Origin of the sequence: Clostridium kluyveri DSM 555 (assembly GCF_000016505.1) — a bacterium.
GTDB lineage: Bacteria > Bacillota > Clostridia > Clostridiales > Clostridiaceae > Clostridium_B > Clostridium_B kluyveri.
Genome location: NC_009706.1, coordinates 1,942,148 through 1,964,345, shown reverse-complemented (window position 1 = coordinate 1,964,345; position 22,198 = coordinate 1,942,148). Strand labels below are relative to the sequence as shown.

The 22,198-nt window shown below is 34.2% G+C and carries 32 protein-coding genes; 28 read left to right on the top strand and 4 right to left on the bottom strand.

All coding sequences use genetic code 11. The features are described 5' to 3' along the window. The 18 genes from CKL_RS09185 (at position 1) to CKL_RS09105 (ending at position 11,341) form a co-directional block, all read left to right on the top strand. On the top strand, positions 1–225 hold the full coding sequence (locus CKL_RS09185; RefSeq protein ID WP_012102263.1) for a hypothetical protein: 225 nt from the start codon (positions 1–3) through the stop codon (positions 223–225). A 61-nt stretch (positions 226–286) separates the two neighbouring features. After that, positions 287–703 (top strand): hypothetical protein, encoded by a 417-nt coding sequence (locus tag CKL_RS09180; RefSeq protein WP_012102262.1) that lies wholly within the window; start codon positions 287–289, stop codon positions 701–703. 148 nt (positions 704–851) lie between these two features. Further along, positions 852–2,327 (top strand): hypothetical protein, encoded by a 1,476-nt coding sequence (locus CKL_RS09175; RefSeq protein WP_012102335.1) that lies wholly within the window; start codon positions 852–854, stop codon positions 2,325–2,327. Positions 2,328–2,347: 20 nt separating this feature from the next. After that, positions 2,348–2,725: a DUF2190 family protein gene (locus CKL_RS09170; RefSeq protein ID WP_012102260.1), complete on the top strand. Its 378-nt coding sequence runs from the start codon at positions 2,348–2,350 to the stop codon at positions 2,723–2,725. 15 nt (positions 2,726–2,740) lie between these two features. Beyond that, a complete protein-coding gene (locus CKL_RS09165; protein WP_012102259.1) occupies positions 2,741–3,775 on the top strand; it encodes a phage major capsid protein in 1,035 nt (344 codons plus the stop codon). A gap of 45 nt (positions 3,776–3,820) precedes the next feature. Continuing rightward, positions 3,821–4,150 (top strand): hypothetical protein, encoded by a 330-nt coding sequence (locus tag CKL_RS09160; protein WP_012102258.1) that lies wholly within the window; start codon positions 3,821–3,823, stop codon positions 4,148–4,150. Next, positions 4,147–4,530 (top strand): hypothetical protein, encoded by a 384-nt coding sequence (locus tag CKL_RS09155; RefSeq protein WP_012102257.1) that lies wholly within the window; start codon positions 4,147–4,149, stop codon positions 4,528–4,530. The genes CKL_RS09160 and CKL_RS09155 overlap by 4 nt, the downstream gene beginning before the upstream one ends. Beyond that, positions 4,530–4,940 carry a hypothetical protein gene (locus CKL_RS09150; RefSeq protein ID WP_012102256.1) on the top strand — a complete coding sequence of 137 codons (411 nt, stop codon included), beginning with the start codon at positions 4,530–4,532 and terminating at the stop codon, positions 4,938–4,940. Before CKL_RS09155 ends, CKL_RS09150 begins: the two co-directional genes overlap by 1 nt. 3 nt (positions 4,941–4,943) lie before the next feature. Beyond that, on the top strand, positions 4,944–5,771 hold the full coding sequence (locus CKL_RS09145; RefSeq protein WP_012102255.1) for a hypothetical protein: 828 nt from the start codon (positions 4,944–4,946) through the stop codon (positions 5,769–5,771). Positions 5,772–5,774: 3 nt separating this feature from the next. After that, positions 5,775–6,209 carry a YqzN/YkzM domain-containing protein gene (locus CKL_RS09140; protein WP_012102254.1) on the top strand — a complete coding sequence of 145 codons (435 nt, stop codon included), beginning with the start codon at positions 5,775–5,777 and terminating at the stop codon, positions 6,207–6,209. 1 nt (position 6,210) lies between these two features. Continuing rightward, a complete protein-coding gene (locus tag CKL_RS09135) occupies positions 6,211–7,629 on the top strand; it encodes a phage tail sheath family protein (RefSeq protein WP_012102253.1) in 1,419 nt (472 codons plus the stop codon). 18 nt (positions 7,630–7,647) lie between these two features. Next, positions 7,648–8,064, top strand: coding sequence for a phage tail tube protein (locus CKL_RS09130; RefSeq protein ID WP_012102252.1), 417 nt, complete (start codon positions 7,648–7,650; stop codon positions 8,062–8,064). Between the two features lie 89 nt (positions 8,065–8,153). Next, entirely contained in the window at positions 8,154–8,336 is a 183-nt protein-coding gene (locus CKL_RS09125) for a type II toxin-antitoxin system HicA family toxin (RefSeq protein ID WP_012102251.1), read from the top strand. A gap of 45 nt (positions 8,337–8,381) precedes the next feature. After that, positions 8,382–8,780, top strand: a complete 399-nt coding sequence (locus CKL_RS09120; protein WP_012102250.1) for a type II toxin-antitoxin system HicB family antitoxin — start codon at positions 8,382–8,384, stop codon at positions 8,778–8,780. A gap of 81 nt (positions 8,781–8,861) precedes the next feature. After that, entirely contained in the window at positions 8,862–9,317 is a 456-nt protein-coding gene (locus tag CKL_RS09115) for a phage tail assembly chaperone (protein WP_012102249.1), read from the top strand. Then, positions 9,317–9,448 carry a hypothetical protein gene (locus tag CKL_RS21530; RefSeq protein WP_278184437.1) on the top strand — a complete coding sequence of 44 codons (132 nt, stop codon included), beginning with the start codon at positions 9,317–9,319 and terminating at the stop codon, positions 9,446–9,448. The genes CKL_RS09115 and CKL_RS21530 overlap by 1 nt, the downstream gene beginning before the upstream one ends. A gap of 159 nt (positions 9,449–9,607) precedes the next feature. Next, the gene (locus tag CKL_RS09110; RefSeq protein ID WP_012102248.1) at positions 9,608–10,444 is read left to right on the top strand and encodes a hypothetical protein; all 837 of its coding nucleotides are present in this window, start codon (positions 9,608–9,610) and stop codon (positions 10,442–10,444) included. Between the two features lie 183 nt (positions 10,445–10,627). After that, the gene (locus CKL_RS09105; protein WP_012102247.1) at positions 10,628–11,341 is read left to right on the top strand and encodes a Rha family transcriptional regulator; all 714 of its coding nucleotides are present in this window, start codon (positions 10,628–10,630) and stop codon (positions 11,339–11,341) included. A gap of 336 nt (positions 11,342–11,677) precedes the next feature. Here the strand turns inward: CKL_RS09105 and CKL_RS19540 are convergent, their stop codons facing one another. Then, a complete protein-coding gene (locus CKL_RS19540) occupies positions 11,678–12,484 on the bottom strand; it encodes a helix-turn-helix domain-containing protein (protein ID WP_012102246.1) in 807 nt (268 codons plus the stop codon). A 121-nt stretch (positions 12,485–12,605) separates the two neighbouring features. Here CKL_RS19540 and CKL_RS09095 point away from each other — a divergent pair, with 121 nt between their 5' ends. The 5 genes from CKL_RS09095 to CKL_RS09075 all read left to right on the top strand — a co-directional run bounded on the left by CKL_RS09095 (position 12,606) and on the right by CKL_RS09075 (position 14,898). After that, positions 12,606–12,830 carry a helix-turn-helix transcriptional regulator gene (locus CKL_RS09095; RefSeq protein WP_081428193.1) on the top strand — a complete coding sequence of 75 codons (225 nt, stop codon included), beginning with the start codon at positions 12,606–12,608 and terminating at the stop codon, positions 12,828–12,830. A gap of 113 nt (positions 12,831–12,943) precedes the next feature. Next, positions 12,944–13,828 (top strand): BRO-N domain-containing protein, encoded by an 885-nt coding sequence (locus CKL_RS09090; RefSeq protein ID WP_012102244.1) that lies wholly within the window; start codon positions 12,944–12,946, stop codon positions 13,826–13,828. Further along, positions 13,825–14,019: a hypothetical protein gene (locus CKL_RS09085; RefSeq protein ID WP_148204837.1), complete on the top strand. Its 195-nt coding sequence runs from the start codon at positions 13,825–13,827 to the stop codon at positions 14,017–14,019. Before CKL_RS09090 ends, CKL_RS09085 begins: the two co-directional genes overlap by 4 nt. Positions 14,020–14,117: 98 nt before the next feature. Further along, a complete protein-coding gene (locus tag CKL_RS09080; RefSeq protein WP_012102242.1) occupies positions 14,118–14,537 on the top strand; it encodes a hypothetical protein in 420 nt (139 codons plus the stop codon). Positions 14,538–14,718: 181 nt separating this feature from the next. Continuing rightward, complete coding sequence (locus CKL_RS09075; protein WP_041700800.1) at positions 14,719–14,898, top strand: hypothetical protein; 180 nt, start codon at positions 14,719–14,721, stop codon at positions 14,896–14,898. A gap of 2 nt (positions 14,899–14,900) precedes the next feature. On the opposite strand, the gene CKL_RS09070 is transcribed toward CKL_RS09075, so the two are convergent. Further along, the gene (locus CKL_RS09070) at positions 14,901–15,101 is read right to left on the bottom strand and encodes a hypothetical protein (RefSeq protein WP_041700798.1); all 201 of its coding nucleotides are present in this window, start codon (positions 15,099–15,101) and stop codon (positions 14,901–14,903) included. Positions 15,102–15,184: 83 nt separating this feature from the next. On the opposite strand from CKL_RS09070, the gene CKL_RS09065 reads away from it, so the two are divergent. Next, positions 15,185–15,601 carry a hypothetical protein gene (locus CKL_RS09065; protein WP_242649412.1) on the top strand — a complete coding sequence of 139 codons (417 nt, stop codon included), beginning with the start codon at positions 15,185–15,187 and terminating at the stop codon, positions 15,599–15,601. Here the strand turns inward: CKL_RS09065 and CKL_RS20285 are convergent, their stop codons facing one another. After that, a complete protein-coding gene (locus tag CKL_RS20285; RefSeq protein ID WP_041700797.1) occupies positions 15,602–15,826 on the bottom strand; it encodes a hypothetical protein in 225 nt (74 codons plus the stop codon). Positions 15,827–15,966: 140 nt separating this feature from the next. Between CKL_RS20285 and CKL_RS09055 the strand changes: the two genes are divergently transcribed. The 3 genes from CKL_RS09055 to CKL_RS09045 all read left to right on the top strand — a co-directional run bounded on the left by CKL_RS09055 (position 15,967) and on the right by CKL_RS09045 (position 21,163). Further along, a complete protein-coding gene (locus CKL_RS09055) occupies positions 15,967–16,707 on the top strand; it encodes a hypothetical protein (protein WP_012102239.1) in 741 nt (246 codons plus the stop codon). 205 nt (positions 16,708–16,912) lie between these two features. Continuing rightward, positions 16,913–20,647 (top strand): transglycosylase SLT domain-containing protein, encoded by a 3,735-nt coding sequence (locus CKL_RS09050; RefSeq protein ID WP_242649466.1) that lies wholly within the window; start codon positions 16,913–16,915, stop codon positions 20,645–20,647. A gap of 6 nt (positions 20,648–20,653) precedes the next feature. Continuing rightward, the gene (locus CKL_RS09045) at positions 20,654–21,163 is read left to right on the top strand and encodes a hypothetical protein (RefSeq protein ID WP_012102237.1); all 510 of its coding nucleotides are present in this window, start codon (positions 20,654–20,656) and stop codon (positions 21,161–21,163) included. Here the strand turns inward: CKL_RS09045 and CKL_RS09040 are convergent. Further along, on the bottom strand, positions 21,133–21,357 hold the full coding sequence (locus CKL_RS09040) for a hypothetical protein (protein WP_041700796.1): 225 nt from the start codon (positions 21,355–21,357) through the stop codon (positions 21,133–21,135). The two genes, CKL_RS09045 and CKL_RS09040, sit on opposite strands and share 31 nt — an antisense overlap. 80 nt (positions 21,358–21,437) lie before the next feature. Here CKL_RS09040 and CKL_RS09035 point away from each other — a divergent pair, with 80 nt between their 5' ends. Then, positions 21,438–22,196, top strand: a complete 759-nt coding sequence (locus CKL_RS09035; RefSeq protein WP_012102236.1) for an SH3 domain-containing protein — start codon at positions 21,438–21,440, stop codon at positions 22,194–22,196. Positions 22,197–22,198 lie beyond the last annotated feature (2 nt).

Below are 22,198 nucleotides of genomic sequence, written 5' to 3'. Positions count from 1 at the left end.
ATGAATGCACAATCAATTAAAGATTTAATATTGTCACTAACACAGGATATAGAGTTTAACTATAATAATGTGAATGGTTCAATTATTCCGTTAAGCCATGATAATATTTCAATGTCGTATGGTAACGTTAATAAAAGTTATAATGACGTAGATATACTGTTAAAGGATCCGTTTTTTAATGGTAAATCTCTAAATGAGATTGCTAAAGAAATAGAAATTATTTAATAAGCACTTACTAAAAAATAGTAGGTGCTTTTATTGTGCTTAAAATTAAGGAGGAATTGTTTTGAATATACCTGGTAAAGTTAAAATTGGAGGACATATCTATACAGTTAATTATACTGAAAATTTGGCTAGAGATAGGGATAGAATTGGTGAAAGCTGTGCTGATAAATTAAGTATAGACATTGATAAAAGCCTACCACAATCAATGAAAGAATCAGTATTTATCCATGAAATACTTGAACAATTTAATTTTGTTTACAATGTGGGATTAGAACATAAACAAATCTATGATTTAGAAACTGCGATTTATGCGCTTGTTAGAGATAATCCAAGTGTATTCAATGAAGAATTGATTCAGAGTAATATATGCGTTGATGCAAAAATAGATGATGATATCTTTGTAGATGATTTAGTCAATAAAGCTACTAATAAATTTGTTACAGAGTTCAGAAAGACACTTCAAGATATGAAAAGATAGGAGGGAAAAAAATGCATCACTACATTACAAAATACGAGGAAAATGGGAAAAGATATGCAGAGGCTTGGATACAAATTAATATGTTTAATTTATGCCTCTGCATATGGAAAAAGAAAACAGAGATATAAATATAGGTAGGTGATAAATAATGTTCCTATATAAACCTATAGGAGAGATGGATAGTGAAGTTTATGGAGAAATAGATCCTATAAATGCAAGTATATCTCAAATAAAGCCGGGTACTATTCCAGCAGCTCCAGGGGCAGATATAGATTTAATGAAATCAATGGACAAAGATCCTCTGGAAGTAGTTGTAGAAATACCTGCTGCTAAAAGTAAGAGAGGTTGGAATTACAAACCCGAAGCTTTGCAGGATATAGTAAACTATGTAAATCAAAATACATTAAGTGGATTTTTGGGGCACCAAAAACCAGAAAACCTGTCCAACGAATTCAAAATCCCTGTAACACACTGGGTAGGGGCAGAGATGAAAGACAATAAGGCATATTTTAGGGGAATAGTTGATGCGGCTGCTCCTGATCTTAAGAGATGGATAAGAACCAAAAGAATTAAGGAAGTCAGTATATTTGGCTATCCAAAGATAAAAAGGGATACTTCTGGGGTAAATGTAGTGGGATACAATCCATTGTCTATTGATTGGACACCACTTCACAGGCCAGGTATGCCTACAAATGTGGTAGGTATGGAGATGGATAATTTAGATGCAAAAGGGGAACAGCTTGACGGAACCTTTGAACAACTTAAACAGGAGTTGAAGGAATCTGTTAAAAGTGCTTTAAACGTAAAAGATGGTCAAGACTATGTATGGGTTAGAAATATCAGATATGATAATAACACCGTTATAGTAGAGCACGAACAAAGGGATCAACCTACAAAACTTTACAGCATACCATTTTCCATAGACAAAGATAATAAAATAGCCCTTGGAGATAAGACGGAAGTTATGGAAAAAAGAATATATGAGCCTGTAACTTCAAGTGAAATGGATAATAAAGGAGGAAATACGATTATGGAATTTAAAGAGATTATGGCTAATTTAAATGGATTATTACAGACTGGAAAAGTTACCTATTCCCAGGTACTTGGGGAGATGGGACTTACAAAAGAAAAAATAGCCGGAGAAATGGCAGATGTCAAAAGTGCTGTTGATGCTGAAAATTTACTTGATAAGATTAAAGACAATCTTAAAATAACTGGTGAGATGGATATAGTAAATACTATTAAGAAGGAAAATGAGACACTTGAAAAAGTAAAGGAAGTTCTAGGGGTTACAGGTGAGATAGATATAGTAGATGTAGCTAAAAAAGCCCATGAAGCTGTAGAAAATTCTAAAAAAGCAGAATTTAAAAAGGTCGTAGATGATTTGGTAAAAGAAAAAGTTGCAGGAGAGATAGCTCAGAACTTAGTTAAAAAGATGTTAAAAGTTGAAGATGGAGCTACAAAAGAAATTATAGCAGGTGAAATTGATAATATCTTAAAAGATGATTTTGTAAAAAGCTTCATATCTGGTGAACATATTGACATGGCACCGGGAATAGGTACTTCAATTGACAATAAAACCGAAACATCAGGTATATTAAAGACTAGAAGGATATCAATTTAAGGAAAGGAAAGTGATTATAGATGGCATTTACAGGACAACCTACGCCAAGTACGATAATAAATATATCAAGTGGAAAAATCAGTGATGGTAAATCAGTCAGACTTACAGCTACAGAGGAAGTTGCACAAGGAAACTTTTATCAGATAGGAGGATTCTTTGGACTTGCCAATCAAGATGCAGCAGTGGGAGAAGAAGTAGTGCTTGCAATTGAACAGGCAGAATATGAAACAAATCAGATAAAGACTGATGAGGAATTTGCAGTAGGTACCTCGATTTACTTTGATGCTACCAGTAAAGTTTTAACTGAAACTGCTGGTACCAATAAAAAAGTTGGGATTGTATCCTCTGCCAAAGACAGCAACAATGTAATATGGTTCATATTAGGACCACAAGTATAAGGAGGCTTATAAAACATGGTAAAAATTTATAGTATAGATTCATTAAGAGAAGCAAAGAAAACACAGACTATAGATACCGTAATACCTTTTAAATTAAATGGTAAAGAGTATTTAGCTCCTAAAAAGATAGTCAATGGTGAAATGGAAACTTACGTTCTTACAAAACCTATAGGGGAAATGCTAAGAAGCAACAGCCTGGCACAATATAAGGATTTGTTAAAAAAAGTGGTACTTGACGTTGAACTTGGACGTGAGCAGATACCACTTTTATATTCTCCTATTTATGATTTGCTTTCAGACCCAACCATGCCAAAGCTTATAGATGCAAAATGGGCTTTGACCGGAACGGTAGTATTTACAGAGCATATGGAAGGGGAAGAAGTTAAATTTGGTGCCCTTCAAGTTGAATATGGGCCAACTGCAAGGCTTTTAACTTATACGGCTGGTTTTGAATATACAAAGGAAATGAAGGATTTTAATGATAATTTCTCTGTGGATATACTGAACAGGTCTATGGGTGAAGCGTATAATGCTCTTCTTAACCACATATATCTTTCTCCGATAATCAACTATACTTACAAGACAGCTAATAAAACTCCATATCAGGGGTCAGCTGATGAGGACGTGTGGGTAAGGTACTATAAAACATTGACCCAGGCAATAATTGATTGTAACAAGGCTAAAAGGCCAGGTACTGTTTTACTTGCATCCAGTATGAATAAGGATAATATTGAAATGGCGCTTAAAGGTGGATATCAGATAAATGGCACTACTTATCCTGCTGTAAGTGGAATAAGTTCAATAGTTTACTATGATGGATGGGCTACTCAAGTTGGAAGAAAGAGTTATTCATATCCAGGAGTAACTGATGGAAAGTGTTACCTGATAAGACCTAAGAGAGGATTCAAGGAGCTTTTGAAACAGGACCTTCAAATAGAATCACAGGCGGGGGATCTTTCAAGATTAGTGGAACAGCAGATTGTAGGATATGCTTACAGGGGATGTTATGCTGCCATAGATGAAAATGTACAGGAAATAACTTTAGGATAGGGTTCATTAATTTTAAATGGACTCTATTTTCATGGAGGTGATATTGTGACACCCACTGATAGTTTAAGAACAAAATTAAGAATGTTGCTAAACGATAGGGACAGCAAGACGTTCACTGATGATGAACTGGATTCTCTAATATCTGATGCAGACTGTATATATTGTGCCGCCAGCGAAGGATGGATGATGAAAGCCACTATGCAGGAGAGTAATATCGATACTCCTAATCAATATCAAGTTGGACAAGAGAGATATCAATATTCAACTATCACTGACGTGGCAAACCTATGTTACAAAAATGCAGAGAAATATAAGTCAATGTGTACCGGAAGAAGCAGTTTTATAATTGGTTCAGATGTGGAGATAAACCTATGATTACAGCAGAGAGAAGAAAAAGGGATATAAACTGGAGCATAGCTCAAAACCCTACAGAAATATCTTTTACTAAGGTTGTCAAAGAGATTGTAAATGGTCATTTTGCAGAAGTGTCCAAAGATATAACTTTAACAGTTAGGATATTTCCACAGAAAACTTATGACAGCAGTATAACAGTTTCTTCAGGTACAATAGGTACTTCTTATAAAAATACAGCCTATGGAATGCTTGCAGACAGCGAAGCAGATTTAAGTGTAGACAGTAAAACTTCAATAGAATTTGACTGTTCTTATGGTCATATGAAAGTAAAAAATGTGTATCCACAGATAATAAATGGAGAAATATGTGGGTATGATTGCGGCTTGGAGAAGGTGATGTAATGGCTTTTAGTGATAATGTACTGGATTTTATAAATAGGAAAAATGCCTTAATGCATTCTTTCTGTGATAATTGGGCAAGAAATTTAGAAAATGAAGCTAAAATGAATGCACCATGGAAAGATAGGTCAGCACATGCCAGACAGTCGCTTCATGGAGATGTGAAAGTTGAAAATAAGGAATATACTATTTCTTTAAGTCATGGAGTGGAATACGGGGGAGTGCTTGAAGATGGTTCGAAACCGCATATAATAAGGCCAAAGAATAAGAAAGCCTTATATTGGAAGGATGCAGATCATCCAGTTAAGCTTGTGCATCATCCAGGTACCAAGAAATATGCAACAGTAGGTCCTACTATGGAAAAAAATAAATATAAAATCAGAGATGATGTGATTAGATTATGGGAGGATTAGTATATGCGTGACGGAATAAGGGAAAAGTTACTGGATAGTATTCCAGAGCTTAAAGAGTGTTATGAACCTACTGTTCCTGATAAATCCACAGAAAAGCCTTATGCTGTAATTCTTCAAGGCTCTGATGATAAACAGAACAATCCTACATCCTACAGTAGAGGCATACAGATATGGCTTTATGATAAGAGGCTGACATTCAATACCCTGGATAGTTTGATGGAAAAAGTTATAGCAGCATTGGATTTACAGACTATAACAAAAGATACAGGGGAAAGTTATACATGTGTTTTTAATGGAACCATTGGTGATGATGTTATAGACGAAGAATGGGATGCTATTGCAAGGGGGCTTAAATTCAACGTTATAGCTCTTCATGAAGAAAGTGAATCCTATGTAGATTCGTGGGTTGGAGCTGTATCCAATTATATAAATGGTCTTATAAATATTCCTGTGTATCCTGAGTACTGGGTAAAAAATTTTGCGGTACCTTCTGTATTGTGCAGGGTACTTAAAACTGATTTATCTCCTGCAACACTTGGAGCTAACAGGGTTATGAAGACTATAAGATGCCATTTTGTGAGCAGAGATAAAAGTATGGCCAATAAATTTATTGATACTGTAGAAAGTCAATTAATCCAGGATACAAAGATACCTTTGGATATAGCAGATAGAAGGTATTTGACCATAAGCAGCATAAGGGAAGATAGAGAAGCAGACCCATTTACTGTGGGTCAACTTAGCGTGGATTTTTTCAGGCTTGAAAATATCAAGAGAAAAAATATTCCTGTCATGAATAAAATCTATGGCAGGGGTTCGATAAAGGAGGAGTAATTTATGGCAGAAGATAACGTAAAGGATAAAGCCACTTCAACTGAAAGTACCACAGGTGCTAACACTTCATCAATTAGTGGTATAGGTTCAACACCGGTTACATCTGTAAATAGTGCTGTAGATGATAAAAAAGATAAACCTATTTCTAGTGGGGCAAATATTCAGACACAAGCTTCAACTACAAATGTGGATATAAAAACAAGTACATTATCAAGTGGTAGTACAAGTTCAAGTGTGCCAATATCTACAGTGGAGGTCAATACAACTAAGCCAGAAGTTAAATACCCAATTGAGGATTTAATTAAAAATAGTAAAGCACTTACAGGCCATAAAAGAGAAGTGGCAGTGGGTGCTTTGTTTGATTGTAAAGAAAAGGAACTTACAAAAGAAAGTTTTAAGAAATTAATAGAAGATTTTCTAAAAAGGAAGGTGAAATAAGGTGGCAGGAACTTGGAGTGAAACGAATAAACAGATTATACCAGGGTTTTACAATAGGTTTAAATGGATGGCTGAAAACAGGCTGACACAAGGCACTAAGGGAGTTGTGGCTATGCCGGTCAAGAGCGATTGGGGGCCTATGAAGAAAGTTACTTCTGTAAGTACAGAATCGGAATTGATAAAGGCATTTGGAAGTAATAGTACATTAAGTGCCTATAGACTTGGGAGATTAGTTCTTTTGGGGCAGCCCTCAGAGCTTCTCTTATATAGGATGGGAGATGGAGAAGAAAAGGTCCCAAGCATAACACTAAAGGATACCACTTCAACTCCGGCAGATGCCATAAAACTTGAGACTTTATACCCTACAACAAGGGCTTTTAATGTTTCTGTTAAAACCGATATTGCAGATGAAACCTTAACAGATATAACTTTATATGAAGGAACTGGATGGTTGTATACATTCAAGGTATCTGGAACTATAGATGAGATTGTAAAACAGATAAATGGACAAAGTGAAAATATATGGCTGAAAGCTACTAAAGTTGCAGATGGTAATGGTACTTTAGCAAGTGTGGTGAATCAACCATTAACAGGTGGCAGCAATGGAACTGAAAATATAACAAATGAAAATTATGTGGAGGCAATGAGTGTTTTTGAGCAATATACCGTAAATGTATTTACATTGGATGGTATAGAAGATACTGCTCTTCAAACAACGGTTCAAGCATGGATAGACCGGAATAAATCTGTAGGTTATGACGTTATAGGCTGTTTTGGTGGTTCGTCAAGTACTACTGTTGATGATGCAAATACACAATCAAAGGCATTTAATGATGAATGTGTGGTAAATGTAGGCAATGGGGGTATCTACAAAGGTGTTACTTATACTCCTGCCGAAAGTGCTTGTTATGTAGCAGGAATAATTGCTGCTACAACCATGAAAGAAAGTATCTGTAATAAAGAAACTATATTTGAAGGTGTACATCCTAAATTAAGTAAAGATCAAATAGAGGACTGTTTAAAATCAGGCACTTTAGTATTTTCAGGAGATCAGACCAGTACGAATGCAATAGTTGTGGATGATGTTAATACCTTAAAGTCTTATGGAGAAGACCAGAGCGAGTCCCTTGGATATATAAGGGCTGTTAGATTTATGCACGCAGTAAATGCAGATACGACCATCACAAAGAGAGATTATATAGGAAAAACCCCTAATGAAGATTTAGGACAGAAAGTTGTTATATCTGCCTTAAAGCAATATTTTGAAACACTGCAAAGTAATGGGGTAGTGGGAGACTTTACGGTTGAAGTTGACACTGACCTGCAGGCTAATGCAAAAGATGATGAATTCTTCTGGAAATGGTCTGCAGACTATATAAATGTAATGAAAAAGATATACGGAACTGGTTATATAAGCTAGGAATAGGAGGGATAAAATATGACGGATGTATTAGAGGCAGGAAGGACGATACATGGACGTTTTGGAGAAGTTTTAGTTGATGGAGTTAAACAAACTAATCTGCAGGAGTGTACAGCAGATGTGGAATCAGATATTAAGGAACTTAATCTTTTAGGGGCAGATTGGACAGACTATAAAGCAGGTACAAAAAAAGGTACCGGCACCATGAAAGGTTATAAAGTAACTTCTGATATGATAAAAAGAGGATTTAAAAGGTTTGAAATAATAACCAAGCTTAATGACCCTGAAGCTTATGGGTATGAATCTATAAGGCTGAAAAATTGCATGGCTACAAAGCTGCAGTTAATAAATTTAAAAGCAGGGGACCTTGTAGAAGAGGAAACACCTTTTAACTTTTCAGGTTATGAACTTTTGGATGCAATAGAAGCTGAGTAGATAAAAAATAAGCAGGCTCGGGCATATATTAATATCCCTTGACACGCATAAACAACACGCTTAAAATTATAGGTGTTAGAAGGAAAATTATGAAAATCAAAGAACTGGTTAAAAAGCTAGAAGAAGTTGGATGGTATTATTCTTATCAAAGAGGATCTCATATGTATTTCAAACATAAGGATAAACCTAATAAAGTGCCAGTTCCGAACCATAAAGGTGATATTCCTAAAGGCACTTTAAATGCGATACTTAAACAGGCAGGAATTAAATAGTTCTTGCGGTAATAAAATATATCAATAATTATTGAGGTGTTGTTTATGAAAGATAAATATACTTTCCCAGCTGTATTTGAAAGAGAGGAAAATCAATATTGTGTTAATTTCCCCGATCTAGGCTGTGCTACGTTTGGAGATAACTTAGATGAAGCAATGTATATGGCAAAAGATTTACTTGAAGGTTATCTGTGGGGGTTAGAGGATGAAGGTGAAGAAATACCTGCAGCAACTAATCCTGAAGATGTGAAAGTTACTAAAGGTCAGTTTGTTGTTCCTATTACAGCCCATATGGTTGATATTAGAAACGAAATGATGAATAAATCTGTCAACAAAAATGTGACTTTACCAAGGTGGCTAAATAAAATAGCCGAAGAAAATAAAATTAACTTTTCACAGGTATTACAATCAGCCATTAAAGAAAGGCTTAATATTAGAAATTAATAGTTAATAATTTTAAAAGAATCGCTTAAATGTGGTTCTTTTCTTATGTTTTAAAATAATTATTTAGGAGGAGTTTAAGATATGGATATAGAAAAAATGCAAAACATGAGTGAAGATGATGTTATAGATGCGCTTTTAGGTGAAATAGAGGTACCTACAAGAACAGTTGTTATACAGAGACTTGGAATACCAATAAAACTTAAGGCTCTAACAGGCAAGCAAATAAGTAAAATAAGAAAGGATAATACACATTCAGAAAAGGTGAAAGGCTCCAAGCTTGAAAAAGACGTATTTGATGATGAAAATTTCAATGCGGAGATAATTGAAAAGGCTACAGTATCACCTAATTGGAATAATGAGAAACTAAAAGCTGCATTAAACGTTAGCAATGGTAAAGAAGTTATCAAAAGACGATTATTGGCAGGAGAAATGGATAACTTAATAGAACAGGTTTTTGATTTGAGTGGCTATAATGATGAAGCTGAGGATATAGAAGAGATAAAAAACTCATTAGAACCAGATACAGACTCTATTTGATGAATTTCTTATGGGTAAGACATAATTTAAAATTTAGAGAATTTCGTAATATGTCTGAATACGAGCAAAAACTGTATCTGGCCAGTGCTGAAATTGAAATAGAAGCAGAAAATAAGCTCAAAAATAAGTAATATAATTGAGGCTCTTTTAGGTGGAATAATGATGTATTCTTCTAAGTGCATTTTAATAGAAATTCCCCCATAAATCTTGTATTATGGAATAGGTTGGACAAAATATATACAATTTGTTACAATATTGTTGATAAAGTATGAATTAAGGGGGATTAAATTATGTTAAAAAAAATATCAATTATTGTGACCATACTGTTAATGGCAATTATTCTTGTGGCTTGCGGAAATGAGAGTGGACAAGTCAATAGTAATTCAGATTCTCAAGATACTAAGCAAAACGATACCCTTTTGAGTAAAGATGAATTTAAGCAAATGTTCTCTGATCCAGATAAATTCAAGGGCAGAAAAGTGGACTACTATGCTAAAATTTTTACTGAACCTGAAAAAGATGCAAATGGAACATATATACAGGCGTTTGCCGATCCTGATAACTCTACACAAAATACATTAATACAGATATCTGATCCTAACTTAGATGTAAAAAATGATGATATTATTCATATAGTGGGAACAATAGAAAAGAAATATGACGGAGAAAATGCTTTTGGGGGATCTATATCTGCTCCTGTAATAGTTGCAAGTAAAATCGAAAAATCTGACTATGCAACAGCATTTGATCCGGCTATAAAAACTATAGACGTAAATAAAGAGATTGATCAACATGGATATGTAATAAAGCTAAATAAAGTAGAGTTTGGGACTGAAAATACTAGGGCATATTTAACTATAACCAACAATACCAATGGTAATGTAATGTTTAGTACTTATGATTCAAAGGCAACTCAAGGCAATAAACAATTTGATAAGGGCGATTCTTATGGGAAATATCCTGAATTGAATACAGAAATACTTTCTGGAATAAAAGAGGAAGGCGTGGTAGTTTTTAAACCTTTAGATGCTAATGGCGAAAGTGTCAAATTTATATTTGAAGGACATTCTTCATCAGATTATAGTTTAGAGTTTGAGCCTTATACTTTTGAAGTGAATATGCAATAATTTCAAAAAGAATCACTCATGTGGTTCTTTTTTTATATTCAAAAATGATATCAAACACCTTTCGGGGTGTTTTTTATTTTGGGGCAAAGAACGTCGTGAGATATGCTGAACCTCCTAGGAGAGAGGAATGACCGGGTATGTTCCGGTCGCTCCTAGATAAATAAATTTTAGGAGGAAAATTTAATGAAAGAATTAATAGATTTAGGGTTATTTACAAAGAGAGAAAGAGCATTAGTAAGCAGTAGGATTATTGCTAAAAATTTTGATAAAAGGCACGATCAGGTATTAAGAGATATTGAAAATATTATTAAGGGTCTCCACAAAATTGAGGAAACCCCTATAAGGAATTATTTTATAAAAAGTAGTTATTTGCACGAACAAAATAATCAGAAATACCCAGAATATATTATGACACGTGATGGATTTAGCTTGCTTGTTATGGGATTTACAGGACAAAAAGCCTTGCAGTGGAAATTAAAATATATTGAAGCTTTTAATAAAATGGAAGCCTTTATTAAAGAAAAGCAATCCAGTGAATGGCTCCAAACAAGAAAGAATGGAAAGCTTGTAAGAAGAAGTGAGACGGATTCTCTAGATGAATTACTAAAATATGCAATTAATCAAGGTAGCAAAACATATGAAAAGAATCCAGATTTAATATTTACTAATTATTCAAGATTGGTAAACACCCAAGTAGGTATTAAAAAAGGACAAAGAGAATATGCAACTAGAAAGGTATTAGACACTATAGCATTTATAGAAGATATGATATTAAATACAGTAAGGGAAGAAATGGAAAATGGTACAGAATACCATGATATTTATGCTATATGCAAAGAAAGAGCAGAGCAAATAGTTAAATATGCTTACTTACCAATGCAAAGATTAATAGCTTAATTTTGTTCTAGGGTTTTGCACAACGCTTGAAGCGTATTGCAAAAATTTTATTGAAATAATTATTTTTATTTAATCTTTAATTAACTACCCTCTAGCAGTTAAATACTAAAGGATTTTTTTTTATTTGTCTCCTAACTATTCTATAAATAATAATTGTTGATATTGATGCAGAAATTAGTAAATTATATGTTTCTAATATAGTTTTTAAGTTATGAATAATAGAATTCATATCAATTACTCCTTTGCTTAAGATCAATTATAGTATTAGCATAATTCTAATTTTTATACTAAACTTTTTCATAGAAAAACACACCCGTTTTAAAGGCGGGTGCTATTTTAATCAGTGGTATAATTATTGATTCTATCAAATTCATACTCTAATAAATTAGATATATTTTTATCTAATTGTGATAAAATTTCAATACTGTCAGCATTTACACTAGAATGCATATTTCCTTTTTTAAATGATATTATATTTTGGTCTATAGCAATAAGAATAGAAATTGAGATATTATATATAATATCTACTTCTTCTGAAGATAATAGTTTTTTTCTATCTTGAAAAAAAGCATTTAAATATGCTTTGAATTTTTCAAAAACTTTAGAACCATAGTTTTTGCTTTCTTGCATTAGTTCATGAGCAGATTGTATTTTCATTGTTGTATTAAGCTTAGCCATCATAAAATTTTGTATTCTATTATCGACTTCTAGTTGATTAAAAAGGAGCGTGTCTAGATAAAATTTTTGAAATTCTGGCTTATTTGTTACAAATAGAAGTTCCAGCATTTTTATTTGAGAATCTATATTTATATCTATATCATCCGTCTTTTGAGATGTTATTTGTATTAATATTGATTTTGGGATACCGGATTCTTTTTCTATAAGATCAAAATAATTTTCAGTATTGAGTACTTTAATTAAACGCATCAATAATTCATAACAAAAATTGTAATTAAACGTAAAAGAATTAATAGTTACTCCAAGGACTTTAGCTATTTTATCTAATGTATCAACACTTGGCTTTCTACGATTATTTTCATAATTTTGTATAGTGGTTGGAGTGACATGTATACTTTTAGCTAATTCTTTTTGAGTTAGACCTTTTTGAGTTCTAATTCTTTTTATGTTTTCTCCAATATTCACAATATCACCTCATGGCTATTATATATCAACACTAACAAATTGTATATATAAAACTAAAAATTAGTATTGACACTAACATAATGTTAGGTTACCATATAAATATACTAACAATTTGTTAGTGATGGGAGGCGATTTAATGTTAAAAATTAATGTCAATAAAATTATTTTAGCAAGAGCACGAATGGAAATGAGTACCAGAGAACTATCAAAGGTATCTGGGGTAGCTGTAAGTACTATCAATAAAATTGAGAGAGGTTACACAACACCTAATCCGGTGACGATAGGCAAGTTAGCTAAAGGTTTAAATGTTAGTGTAGAGCAGGTTGTTGATATTGAAGAAAACTAAAAACCCTTTCACTACGGCAATAGTAAAAGGGTTCCTAAAGTAAGCTTAATAAAGCCCTCGATAGCTTTATTATAGCCTACTTTGGGAATAAAATCAAAGGAGGATTATAATAAATGAACAATTTAATAGTAAAAGAGTTTAATGGGGACAAAATTCATACTTTTGTGTGGAATGATAAGCCTTGCTGGATAGCAAATGAAATAGTATCCATGTTCGGATATGTAGAGCCAAAAGTTACGATAAGCCAATGCATAGAAGCAGAGCAGTTTGAAATTGGTATTGAGTATGAAATCTTAAAATATAATGAGTTAAAAGATTTTAAGGAACTGGTTAAGAATACTTTAACCACCTCTGAATTGATTAATAAATATGCTTCAAGTCTTGCTATATTCTACGAAGATGGTTTATATGGTTTCTTACAATATACAGATAAACCTATAGGAGTACAATTTAGAAAATGGATAAGAAGAGAAGTATTGCCAGAAATAAGACAAACAGGGGCTTACATTTCAGATAAAGCTAGCACAGAAGCTTTAAAAGAAAGCAACCAACCTGAAAAACTAGAAACCATAAATAAATCAGTAGAACTTGTATCACCTTTGTTAGATGTTGCCGGGGTAGATAATACTATTAAATTACTGGTAGTTAAAACATTATTCTCTAAAGCAGGAGTGGACATACCCATAGAAATAGAAGCAAGGGAAAAGTTCTATGATACCAAACAGATAGCCAAAATGGTTGGAATGTATTCTAAAACAGGCAATCCTGCATTTGGAGCAGTAGGACAGATAATTAAAAAGCTGGATATTGAAGAACATGAGAAAGAGGTTGTATGGGAAAGTAGTGGTTCATGGCAGGGTACTGTGATCAAATATACTGAATCTGTATCTGATAAAGTCAACAAGTGGCTTAAAGAAAATGGATATCCTGTGGACATACCAAGCAAGAACAAAACCTTTCATGTGGTTTACAAACCACTTAGAGAGGTGGCTATATGATGATGGAGGAAAGTTTACGAAGAGTACCTACCACTCAAGAACTTATATATAATCTCAAAGAACTTTCTAAAAATTATTTGGACAACTTCACGACTGATGAAATAATAGCTATAAAAGAAAAACGTATTTCTGAAAGTGAATTTATATCTTTAACAAGGCAAGTTAAAGAAATTATGCTACACTTTTTTTAATATTGTAATTGAAGTGTCAAGACAAAATACAAAAACAGCTGTATAATTTAGGCAATAAGATATGATATAATAAAATAAATATGTGAGCTGTGGAAAGGGTGAATTTGTTGGATAAGGAAATATTAGAATTACTAAAGTCAATGCAGAAGGATATTAAAGATGTCAATGATAAAGTAAATAATTTATCTGAGGGTCAAAATAATCTTACGAATGAAGTTAGCAGTCTTAAAGGCGAAGTCAGAAAAAACTCAATTAAACTGGAAAGTATTGAAAAGAAGATTGATATAATAGCAGAGGTGCAGACAGCACACAAGGAACAAGATGTAAGGGGATTTCAGGGTATTAGTAATTCTATAAAGGATAAGGACAGCTTGATTTCATCAGCAGTTAAAGACATTTCGAAGGACGTTAAAGAACTAAAACAGGGTCAGGATGAAATAAAGGAAGATATTAAAAAAGTTAAGATTGCCACTGGCAATAACTGCATTGAAATTGAATATTTAAAGGCAACTAAATAAATAGAACATAAATAAGCACTTGCTGTAATGGCAGGTGCTTTTGTTATGGGGTGGAAGGAGGTGGCATGATGAATAAAAAGATTTACAAAATTTAAGTTCGGTAGAGCTTGAATTGATTCAGGTTCAAATTAAAGAATTTAAATTGAGCTATTAATAATGTCTTGATTAAGGAGGAATTTCAATGACTAAAGAACAATTACAAATAATACTTACACATGATTTCGGTAAACCAGGGCTTCTTGATGAACAGGAAAAGGAAGTAGCTCTAAAAATATTAGATAACTTAAAAGGAACTGTGGTAATTAGAGCTACTTCTATTTTAGAATTTTGCTTAAAAGCTATTCAGCATAGCGTGGTGTAGTATTATTTAATGATTTTATTTAATAATCCACGATATTCATCATTCTTAGAATCCTGTTCTTTAAGAACTTTTTCAATTTTTGCTGAGGTATCTTGATAGCTTTTAATTAAATCCTCAGGAGTACTGTTTTGGAAATCAAAGGTTCTAAAAACATACTCCTTGGATAGATCAAAAATAAGTTGTTTTTCAAAGCTTTCTGCCATATATTATCACCTTCCCAAAGATGATAATTCTACAAATAAATATTATAACCTTTAACAAATAATGGGATAAGGAGGTGAGGCTAGTGGACAAAGCATTAGAACAAAAGTATGAGGAATTAGAAAAAAGAGTGGCTGCACTTGAAGGACAAGCACAGCCATTAGAAAGTCAAGATATAAAATCTGAATTATTTTCTATCTTGAATACAGCAAGTTTCCTTGTGAATAAAGCATTACCTATGATAATAAGTATGGATGAATTATTTCCCCATAAGCTAGTGGAAGGGGTGAGAATGATGGAAAATCAAGAAATCAGAGAAAAACCCATACAGGAGAACCAACCTCCTATACGGGAAGAATTAAATCAAAATGAGAAATACAAAATAACACGTAAGATTTTTTCTGTTTTTAGTGAAAATAATCTTTCAATCAAACAAGCCAAAGAAATTATGACAGAAACTGTTGATGCTTTAGAAAATATTTATCCTTGGAATAAAAAATAATCATTCAAATTCAAAAGTCCAGTGAGGTTTACGATAACCGTCTGTAATTTCATTAAGAGATTCATGTATATCATTAAGTTTTATTATTGAGTCTTTGAAATCTTGAAATTTATCTTCAGGAAATTTGGAATCGCAATTTTGACAGATTATTGTAGTTTTATCTTTAAAATTATTTGCATCAATATTAAAACTTTCGCCACATTGGCAAGTAAGTTTAACTTTCATCACCATTATCACCTACCTTTTAAAGTGATAATTCTACAAATAAATACCAAACCTTTAGAAGATAATGGGATAAGGAGGTGAGTGCCAAATTATAGTGTTTTGAAATAATCAAATAAATCATTCAGGAAGGAGGCGAGAGTTTGGCTGAAAGAGAAATATATCACTTGGACATTGTGATCGGTGTACAGGGGGATGAATCAAGTAAAAAGAAGATAAGTGCTCTTGACAGATATTTTGAACAGACACAAAAAAGAGCAAATATATTAAATAAAATGTCAGTGTCACCTTCTGCAAAGATAAACGATAGAGCTACCAGCAGGATTGAAAAAATCAATTCAACTTTAAACAAGTTAAATAGGCTTGTAGCTTCTCCTACTGTAATGATTAAAGATAAGGTATCTGGCTCATTGAGTATAATGAGAAGTGGAATAAATAAAGTAATATCTGCAGCCACATCACTCCAAGGTGTACTTTTAGGAGTTGGTGGTACATGGGCTGGAATAATAAAACCCATGCAGCTATCTGGGGATTTTGAACAAACCCAGATAGCATTTACTACAATGCTTAAAAGTGCAGAGCAGGCAAATTCATTCCTGACTCAAGCTCAAAATATGGCGAATGCAACACCTTTCGAATTTCCACAATTAGCTGATGCAAGTAAGAAAATGCTTGCCTTTGGGTGGGATGTTAAAAGTATTCTGCCTGATTTATCTACAATAGGAGATGCTGCATCTGGACTGGGGCTTGGAGCCGAAGGAATAAATCAAATAACTTTGGCACTCGGTTTAATAATATTATTTGGCCGAGTTATAAATCGGATAAAAACGGTGAATCCTAAAGGTTTTAATAAAACCTATGGTAATACCGTGCTAAGCTTATAGATTACGAAAGGCTATAAGTAGTGTAGAGCGTAGAAGGTGAATAAATATAATCCTTCCAAGAGTACCCGACAACTAATATTAAAGGTTGTCCTTTTTATTGGTTGAAAATGTACGCCGAACTGGGTATGAAATGACATACCGATAACCAATGAGGGAAACCTCCAGATTATGAGGATAAAAAGTCTCATAGATAACAAAATTGCAAATGAAAGCAAAAGGGAGAGTCCAAGGGGATGAGATTCTTCAATTAACAGAGGCAGGAGTTCCAGCTGCTAAAATACTTCAGGAACAGCTTGGGTTGACAGCTGAACAAGTAGGTGAAATAGGTAAGCAAGGGCTTGAATCAGATAAAGCTATAAAAGCATTGCTTACGGGAATGAATCAAAGATTTGGTGGAATGATGCAGAATCAAGCCAAAACTGCACTTGGATTAATGTCTACCCTTAAAGATACTCTGGATAATAAATTTTTAACTCAATGGGGTAATGGATTATGGACTGGAATAAAACCAGGGCTAACTAAAGTTACAACATGGCTTGATAAAAATGACAAAAAGGTTACTGAACTTGGAAAACTATTCAGAAAAGCTGGAGAAAATGTAAGTACTTTTATAGGTGGTGGACTTGAGAAAAGCCAGCAGAGGTTAAGTAAATTAATGGATAGTAGCCAGTGGAAAAATGCTGATTTTGGGGGAAAGATAACGCTTGCTTGGGATAAGGTTATAGCTGAACCTCTTTCAAGTTGGTGGAGTGGTGATGGTAGACCTAAAATAAATAAAGTTGCCAGTGAAATGGGTTCTAGTATAGGAAGTGTACTTGGAGGGGGAATAATAGCTGTATTAGATGCTTTCTCTGGTGGAGATGATATAAATAAAACTGGAAATACAGCAGGTAAATCCTTCTTAGATGCATTTCTCAAAGCTTTTAATACTGATGAAATTATAAAGAAGCTTTTAACTGCTTTTAAAGATGCTAATTTAAATGCTGTAAAAAATCCAAATGCTGAAAGTATTACTAAAGCTATGATATTAGATTATGGCTTATATGCCGCAGGTGGTGGCGCTATAATAAAAGGCGGTGCAAAAGCTGCCAAAGGTGCATTTAAGCTAGGTAAGTGGGCTGTTGGTAAGAAGGGAGCCAAAACTGCTTCAAATGCTGCCGAAGAAATGGCAGGTACAGCAGGAAGTGCTTCAAAAGCTTCAAGTACTTCCAGTAAAGCATCTAAGCCTTTTTCAGAAGAAATAAACAGATTAAAATCTAATGTTGATAAAGCTAGAGAAGAAGCTAAATTTTCTGGTAGAAATGCAAATACAAAGAAAGATGCATATAACAAAGCCAGAGATACGTTTAAATCTACTAGGAATGCTGATAATACTTCTGATTTAAAGAAAGCAGCATCGGATTTTAGAAAGGCAGTAAATGAATCCGCAAATGCAGAAAAATTAAGAAAGATAAATCAGGACAAGTTAAATAAAGCTATAAAGGAGTACAATGATTTTGTAAAGAAGTCAAAGGATGTTAAAAATGTAGGTAAAGACGTATCTGAAGTAACTAGGATGGGAAGTGGTTTAAGCAAAGTAGGAAAGGTTGCTAAAAAGGTTCCTTTGCTTGGTGCAGGGCTTACACTCGCGGGTGCAGGTATTGATATAGCAACGGCTTCTGATAAGAAAAAAGCTACTGTTGGGGCAGCAGGCAATATTGCCGGAGGAATAGCTGGAGGGGTAGCTGGTGCAAAAGCAGGAGCCACACTTGGTGGAGGTATTGGTGGAGTTATAGGTTCTATAATTCCCGGTGCTGGAACTGCAGCAGGTATGGCCGCAGGAGGTGCCATAGGGGGCACTATAGGAGGAGTAGCCGGAAGTATAGCAGGTTCAATAGGAGGAGAAAAAGCCCTTGATTGGATATATGATAAGACAGGACCAGCAGTTAATTATTTAAAGAAAGGCTTTGGAAATGCTAAAAAGTCCGTTCAAACATCATGGAATAATTTTGGGACTTGGTTTGGTAATAAAGTAGGTACTCCTCTTAAAAATGGTGCCATAAATACTATAAACTTTACTGTTGGTGCTTTTGCCATGGGAAAAGATGCGGCTGCTAGAGCCTGGGCACCTTATGGTCAATGGCTTAGTAATAATGTATTTACTCCAATTAAAAATAAAGCTTCTGAATCAGGGAAATGGGTTGGCGATAAAGTAGGAGAAGGTAAGGCGTGGGCTTCAAATAAATGGAGTGACTTCTCAACTTGGTGGGGAACTAATGTGTCTGAACCAGTAAAAGGATATGCTTCATCTGCTGGCCAATGGATAGGAGAAAGATTTAATGACGCTAAATCTACAGCTCATACTGCATGGACCGGCTTCTCTGGATGGTGGAGTGAAAATATTGGAGAGCCAACAAAAAGTGTGGCTACTACTGTTGGAGATTGGATAGGAAGTAAGCTTAGTTCTGGTAGAAAAACAGTAGAAACAACTTGGTCTAATTTTTCTACTTGGTTTAAGGAACATATAGGTGGTCCTGCATATGCTCTCCTAGAAAAAGTTATGACAAAAGGAGAAAGTGTAACCGGATTACACACCAAAGCCAATGGTGGTATTGTAAATGGTCCAGAGGTTACTTTAATCGGTGAAGCAGGAACGGAAGCAGTTATTCCTTTATCAAGCTCTAGAAGAAATAGAGGACTAAGCTTATGGCAGCAGGCAGGAAGAATGTTAGGAGTAAGAATGTTTGCCAACGGTGGTATTGTAGGAGGTGGCTCAACTGGAACAGGTAAAGTCGCAAAAGCTACAGCTAATATATCCACTTCCATTGCCCTTGGAGATGATTCACTAACTCAATTTAAAAAGTATGGTAACAAGATAAATGATAATTTAAGTAGTGGAATTTTAGATAATAAAAAAGTATCAACCAATTCAGTGAATAGAGTTACAAATGAATCTGGTTCGATACTTAATTTATTCTCAAGAACTGGGCATGTGTATGGCGGTGCCATAATGAACGACTTTGCACAGGGTATAAGGGCTGCAACGTCAGATGTAACAAGTGCAGTAAAAATTCTCACAGATAAAGTAATTGAGGAATTCAAGACAGGCTTTGAAATACATTCCCCATCTGCGGTTATGACTAGACTATCTAAATTTATCCCACAAGGAGTTATAAAAGGAATGACATCTATAGATATTAAATCGTTTATAAAAAGCTGGATTGGAGATATTTCATCCATGGCCGGTGGCATGAGTGGGAATGTATCTGGATGGTTGGCATCTGCACTAGCTGTAACAGGCACACCTATGTCATGGCTTCCTGGATTATTAAGGTTAGTTCAGGCTGAATCTGGAGGAAATCCACTGGCCTATAACAGTATAAGTGTAGGAGGGGAACATGCAACAGGATTGCTTCAAACATTGCCTTCTACGTTTAGAGAGTTCATGGTCAAGGGGCTTAATAATATATTGAATCCTGTACACAATGCAGCAGCAGCCATAAATTATATAAAAAGTAGATATGGAAGTGTTTTTAACACTCCTTTGTTTAAGGGTGGTTCATATGTCGGATATGCAACCGGTACAGACAACGCAAAGAAAGGTCTGGCCAGAATAAATGAAAGAGGTTGGGAATTTGTGGACTTCACTGGAGGAGAACAGGTGTTAACTCATAATAAATCTGTGGGTCTAATGGAAAGGGCTGCAAATTCAATAAACAGGATAAAAAATGCTGTATCTGGACTAAGTTTAACAGGTACTGAAAATAAAGATATTCCTGAAAACTTAAGTTATTATACTTCCCAACCACAGGTAGCTATGGCTGGAACTAGCTATGGAGATATAAATATTGATGTAGAAAATAATTTTAGTAGTGACCTAGATATTGATACCATAGTAATACAAGCCACAAAGAAATTTGCTACAGAATTTAGAAAGACGTTACAAAATTTGAAGAGGTGAGGATAGATGAGTAATGAAGATTTAAATAAAAAAAAGACTGCTTCTGAAGTACCAGCTCAGAAGCAGTTCCAATTTACTGAACATGAAATATTCTGTGTAGCAAGTCATTTACAAATGTATATAGATCGAGTGGAAAATAAACTTGAAGATTATAATCCATGTAATACATGCAAGTTTGTTAGAGATTGCTTTAAAAGTGATTTTATTTATTCAGATGTAATGAATAAATTAGTTCATATAACAGGTCTGGATTATCTTATTTGGGCACGAGTTATGAATACAAAACTGGAGCAACAGGAACAACTCAATAAAGGCGAGCTTGAATGTATTTATCGTCACTTAAAAATGTTTATTTTTACTTGCTGGGATAAGAAAAAGAATGTACCTGATGCATGTGTTGGATGCGGCCACTATTGCAGCGAAAACAAGCAAACCCTCAATCCATGGCCGGCATTTTATAAACTGTCTAATTTAATTGATACATCTTACTCAGGTGGACAAGGAGCATCTAAGTAAACAGGACAGCGTCCCCATCTATCTTTTGAAGGATATGGACAGTTTTTTACTTTATTGCAGAAATAAGAACCTTTTTTATATCCGGGCATTCCAGTGCCAGTCATATCAAATTTTATATAGTCAATGGATATACAATGGGGTTCATTTAAATAAGGACACTCAGAACTAAAATTATAGGTTAATGTTATTTGCATGTTCATCACCTCCTTTTAGGTGATAATTCTACAAAATAATACCAAAACCTTTAGAAGATAATGGAATAGGGGGTGATTTTTTGGACTTTAGCAATATAGTTGATGTTATACAGGATGCATCTAAATCTGTACTAAATGCACTTGACAGGGTTGCCAACAGCAATTTTGATGTGTACCTAACAAATACAAAAGATAGTGAGACTTTCCATTTTCCAGTCAACCCCTTAAGTCTCACAGTCAACAGGGAGAAGAAATATAGCACTGCCGATATAGTGGACATAGGGGAAATAGACATAAGCGACAAAGGCACTAAAATAAAGGAAATAAGCATGGAAACCTTAATTCCAGATGTCTATGAACCTTACTGCAGGTATACAGATATAGCCAATTCAAAAGAAACTATTGAGAAGCTTGAAAAGTGGCAGGAACAGGAGGAGGCATTAAGATTAATTATAACTGTTATAGGCTTTAACAGCCTGGTAAAATTAAGCACCATGAATGAAGAGATAAGACCGGAAGGACTTAATAATAGCAGATACTTTACATTTACATTCAGGACACATAGGGACCTTAAAATATCCCAGGTCGATTCCACTCTTCAAGATAATAGACAAACTACTACGGAAAGTAGTGGTGCAAAGTATTCCCACAGGGCAGGAGAGTGGATAATAGTTACCGCAGATGTTTTGAATGTGAGAGATGGACCTGGAGAAAGTTATGGAATAAGGGGAACAGTTAAAAAGGATGAGTGCTATAAGATTGGAAGCATACAGGGTAATTGGGCAGATATATACTGGAGCAACCATGGAGGCTGGATTTGCACTGATTATGTTAGGTAGGT